Raw genomic sequence first — 4,635 nt, forward strand, 5'->3', positions numbered from 1 at the left:
CGGCCCGATCCGCACGACACCCCCTAGGCTGGAAGAGCTGGAAGGGAGGCCCGCGATGGCCGACACCCGAAGCCGGCGGCCCGGGCAGAACGCCCCCTGCTGCGTGCCGATCGCCGATCACGGTCTGATCGGCGATCTGCGCACCGTCGCCCTCGTCGGCACCAACGGCACGATCGACTGGTACTGCTGCCCCTCCTTCGACGCCCCGAGCGTCTTCGCCGCCGTCCTGGACGCCGAGCGCGGCGGCTGCTTCGAACTCGCCGCGGTCGAGTCGGTCCGCACCAAGCAGTTCTACTTCCCCGACACCAATGTGCTGATCACCCGGTTCTTCACCGAGGACGGCGTCGGCGAGGTGCAGGACTTCATGCCGGTGACCACGGACCACCAGGAACCCCTCGAGGCCGAACGGCACCGGCTCATCCGCCGGGTGCTGTGCGTACGCGGCACCCTGCCGTTCCGGGCCCGGGTGGCGCCCCGCTTCCACTACGGCGCCGATCCGCACACCCTGCGCCTGGAGGGCCGCACCGCCCTGTTCGAGTCCGCCGGGCGCGCCCTCTCCCTGACGGCCACCGTGCCCCTGGAGGCCGACGGTCCCGACGTACGGGCGGAGTTCAAGCTCGCCGAGGGCGAGTCGGCCGTCTTCGCCCTGGACCAGGTGGGCGGCGCCGTGGCCCCGCGGCGGTGCGCCCATGCCGAGGCCGAGGAGCAGTTCGCCGAGACGGTCGCCTACTGGCGCCGCTGGCTCGCCCAGTCCCGCTACCGCGGCCGCTGGCGGGAGATGGTCCACCGCTCCGCCCTCACCCTGAAGCTGCTCACCTACGCCCCGACCGGCGCCATCGTCGCCGCGCCCACCACCAGCCTGCCGGAGCGGATCGGCGGTGAGCGCAACTGGGACTACCGCTACGTCTGGGTGCGCGACGCCGCGTTCGCCGTCTACGCGCTGCTGCGGCTCGGCTTCGCCGGGGAGGCCGAGGCGTTCATGCGGTTCCTGGCCCGGCACATCAGCCCCGGCGACGGCAAGAGCACCGGCCCGTTGCAGGTCATGTACGGCATCGACGGCCGCACCGACCTGCCCGAGCGGGAACTCGCGCACCTGGAGGGACACCTCGGTTCCGCCCCCGTACGGGTCGGCAACGCCGCCGCCGACCAGCTCCAGCTCGACATCTACGGCGCCCTGATCGACTCCGTCTACCTCTACGACAAGTGGGCCCAGCCGATCTCCAGCGGTCAGTGGGACGACGTGTCCGCGCTGGTGGAGTGGGTCTGCGAGAACTGGGACCAGCCCGACGAGGGCGTGTGGGAGACCCGGGGCGGCAGGAGGAACTTCCTGTACTCCCGCCTGATGTGCTGGGTGGCCGTCGAACGCGCCATCCGGCTGGCCGCCCACCGCGGTCTGCCCGCCGACCTGGTGCGCTGGCGGGAGAGCCGGGACGCCATCTACCGCCGCATCATGAGCCGCGGCTGGTCCGAGAGGCGTCAGGCCTTCGTGCAGTGCGAGGACGGGGACGTGCTCGACGCCGCCGTCCTGATGATGCCGCTGGCGAAGTTCATCGCGCCCACCGACCCCAAGTGGCTGTCCACCCTGGACGCGCTGACCGAGGACCTGGTCTCCGACTCGCTCGTCTACCGCTACGACCCCCAGGCCAGCCCCGACGGGCTGCGCGGTGACGAGGGCACGTTCTCCATCTGCTCGTTCTGGTACGTGGAGGCCCTCACCCGGGCCGGCCGTCTCGACGAGGCCCGCCTCGCCTTCGAGAAGATGCTCACCTACGCCAACCATCTCGGCCTGTACGCCGAGGAGATCGGCCCCACCGGCGAGCAGCAGGGCAACTTCCCGCAGGCGTTCACCCATCTGTCGCTGATCAGCGCCGCCTACAACCTCGACCGGGCGCTCGGCTGACACTGTCGGCACCGTGCGCCCGACACCGTGCGCCGCCGGGGCGCGGGAAGGCGCCCGGCGCGCACCGGCGGCGGGAGGCCGAGAGGCCCGCCCGACCGGCCCGGACCCTGCCGAGGACGGGGGAGGGGGAAGCGGGCCGGTGTGCCGGCCTCAGCCGGTGCGGTCGCCGGCCGGCGCCGGGAGGGGCTGCTCGGCCCAGATGACCTTGCCCGGAGGCAGGGAGCGGGTGCCCCACCGCTCGCTCATCCCGGCGACGAGGAACAGCCCGCGGCCGCCCTCGTCCGTACTGGCGGCGTGGCGCAGATGCGGCGAGGTGCTGCTGCTGTCGAAGACCTCGCAGATCAGGGCGCGGTCGCGCAGCACCCGTACCCGGATGGGCTCGGCGCCGTGGCGGATCGCGTTGGTGACCAGCTCGCTGAGGATCAGCTCGGTGGTGAACGTCAGCTCCTGAAGCCCCCACCGGTCCAGCTGCCGGCCCAGCGCGGCGCGCACGTCCGCGACGGCCGCCGGATCGCCCGGCACGTCCCACTCGGCGACCCGGTCGGGCCCCAGGGCCCGGGTGCGGGCGACGAGCAGCGCGATGTCGTCGCCCGGCCGGAACGGCCTCCGGGCGTCCAGCACGGCCCGGCACGTCTCCTCGGGCGACGCGCCGGCCGAGGACAGCGCGGTGCGCAGCTCCTCGAGACCGGTGTCGATGTCCTGCTCCCGGCTCTCCACCAGCCCGTCGGTGTACAGCACCAGCCGGCTGCCCTCCGCGAGCTCCAGCTCGGCCGTCTCGAACGGCAGTCCGCCCAGCCCGAGCGGAGGGCCGGCGGGCACCTCGGGGAAGGTCACACCGCCGTCCGGTGCGATCACCGCGGGAGGCGGATGACCGGCGCGGGCCACGGCGCAGCGCCGGGAGACCGGATCGTAGATCGCGTACAGACAGCTCGCGCCGGTCACGGGGGCGTCGGCGCCGTCCGCCCTCTCGTCCTGGTCGATGCGGGCGACCAGCTCGTCCAGCAGCCCCAGCAGTTCCTCGGGCGGCAGGTCCAGGGCGGAGAAGTTGCTGACCGCGGTCCGCAGCCGTCCCATCGTGGCCGCGGCGTACAGCCCGTGTCCGACCACGTCCCCGACGACGAGCGCGACCCGCGCCCCGGACAGCGGCAGGACGTCGAACCAGTCGCCGCCCACGCCCGCCTGCGCGGGCAGATAACGGTAGGCGATCTCCAGGGCGTCCTGCTCGGGCAGACTGCGCGGCAGCAGGCTGCGCTGCAGGGCGACCGCCAGCCCGTGCTCACGGGTGTAGCGGCGGGCGTTGTCGATGGAGACCGCGGCCCGCGCCACCAGCTCCTCGGCCAGGGCGAGCTCGTCGGCGTCGAAGGGCTCCTTCCCGGGCGACCGCCAGAAGCTGACCAGGCCCAGCAGCAGATTGCCCGCCCGTACCGGCACGGCGATCAGCGAGTGGGGGCCGCCCCCGGACACCCGCTCGGTGCGGTCGGAGTCCTGGGCCCGCCGGTTCGCGGCAGCCTCCAGACGGGGTTCGAGGACCGGCCGGCGGGTGCGGAGGCTGTACGCCTGCGGCGAGGAGGGCGCGAAGCGGACCTGTCCCTCCACCGGATGCAGCGGGGCGTTCTCGCGGGGACCGCCGTAGGCCGTGCGCCGCAGCACGGACCCCGGCTCGGGATCCCCGCCGGCCGGCACGGCGTCGTACAGGTCGACGGTGGCGAAGTCCGCGAAGCGGGGCACGACCACCTCGACGAGCTCCTCGGCGGTCCGGGTCACGTCCAGCGTCGTGCCGACGCCCGCTCCGGCGTCGTGGAGCAGACTGAGGTGCTTCCGGGCCTCCTCCGCCCGGCCGGACAGGGCGCGCAGCTCCGTGGAGTCGCGCAGGGTGGCCACGCTGCCCGACGGGCCGCCGTCCAGATCCGTGGGCCGCTGGTTGACCGCCAGCAGCCGGTCGCCGACCAGGTGCACCTCGTCGGTGGCGGTCCGGCCGGAGGCCAGCAGCTCGGCGATGCCGGGATCGAGCCCGAGGCCGAGCACATGACGCTGCTCGGCGTCCTCGGGCAGACCGAGCAGACGGCGCGCCTCGTCGTTGGCGAGCAGCAGCCTTCCGTCGGCGTCGACGATGAGCACGCCTTCGCGGACCGAGTGCAGCACCGCGTCGTGGTGCTCGTACATCCGGGTCATCTCGCCCGGGCCCAGCCCATGGGTCTGGCGCAGCAGCCGCCTGCCGACCAGCGCCGTTCCCGCCGTGGCGAGGGCGAGCCCCACGCCTGCGGCGCCCAGTACGACCGGCATCTGACGGTCCGCGAGACCGCCCGCGCTTTCGATGGTGATGCCGGCCGACACCAGCCCCACCACCGTGCCGTCCGGTGCCTGAACCGGCACGACGGCCTGCACCAGCGGGCCGAGGGTGCCGTCGACCTCCTCGACGACGGTGCCGCCGTTCAGCGCGGGCCGGAGGGTGCCGACGAACTTCGTGCCGATGCGGTCCGGCTCGGGGTGGGTGTAGCGGATCCCCCGGGTGTTCAGCACGACGACGAAGTCGACGCCCGTCTTCCTGCGGGCGGCCTCGGCCCGCGGCTGCAGGACCGCCGTGGGATCGGGCGCGGCGAGCGCCTCACGGGTGCCCGGCGCGTCGGCGAACGCCCCGGCGACGGCGAGGGAGCGGTTGCGGGCCTCCTGGACGTTGTCGTACCGCACCTGCAGCACCAGCGCCGCCGCGGCGGCGCTGGTGCTGCAGGTGCGGT

General features: G+C 73.9%; 2 protein-coding genes. One reads left to right on the forward strand and one right to left on the reverse strand.

Annotated features, from left to right (window positions below):
- Window positions 1-55: 55 nt before the first annotated feature.
- Window positions 56-1,900, forward strand: coding sequence for a glycoside hydrolase family 15 protein (locus CCN35_RS25485; protein ID WP_067388789.1), 1,845 nt, complete (start codon window positions 56-58; stop codon window positions 1,898-1,900).
- A gap of 150 nt (window positions 1,901-2,050) precedes the next feature.
- Here the strand turns inward: CCN35_RS25485 and CCN35_RS25490 are convergent, their stop codons facing one another.
- Window positions 2,051-4,597 (reverse strand): SpoIIE family protein phosphatase, encoded by a 2,547-nt coding sequence (locus CCN35_RS25490; protein ID WP_245863467.1) that lies wholly within the window; start codon window positions 4,595-4,597, stop codon window positions 2,051-2,053.
- Window positions 4,598-4,635 lie beyond the last annotated feature (38 nt).

This window comes from Streptomyces thermovulgaris (assembly GCF_002155915.1).
GTDB classification, from domain to species: domain Bacteria; phylum Actinomycetota; class Actinomycetes; order Streptomycetales; family Streptomycetaceae; genus Streptomyces; species Streptomyces thermovulgaris.

Coding starts and splice junctions, on each gene's coding strand:
- CCN35_RS25485 (WP_067388789.1), top strand. CDS start 56: ATGGCCGACACCCGAAGCCGGCGGCCCGGGCAGAACGCCCCCTGCTGC.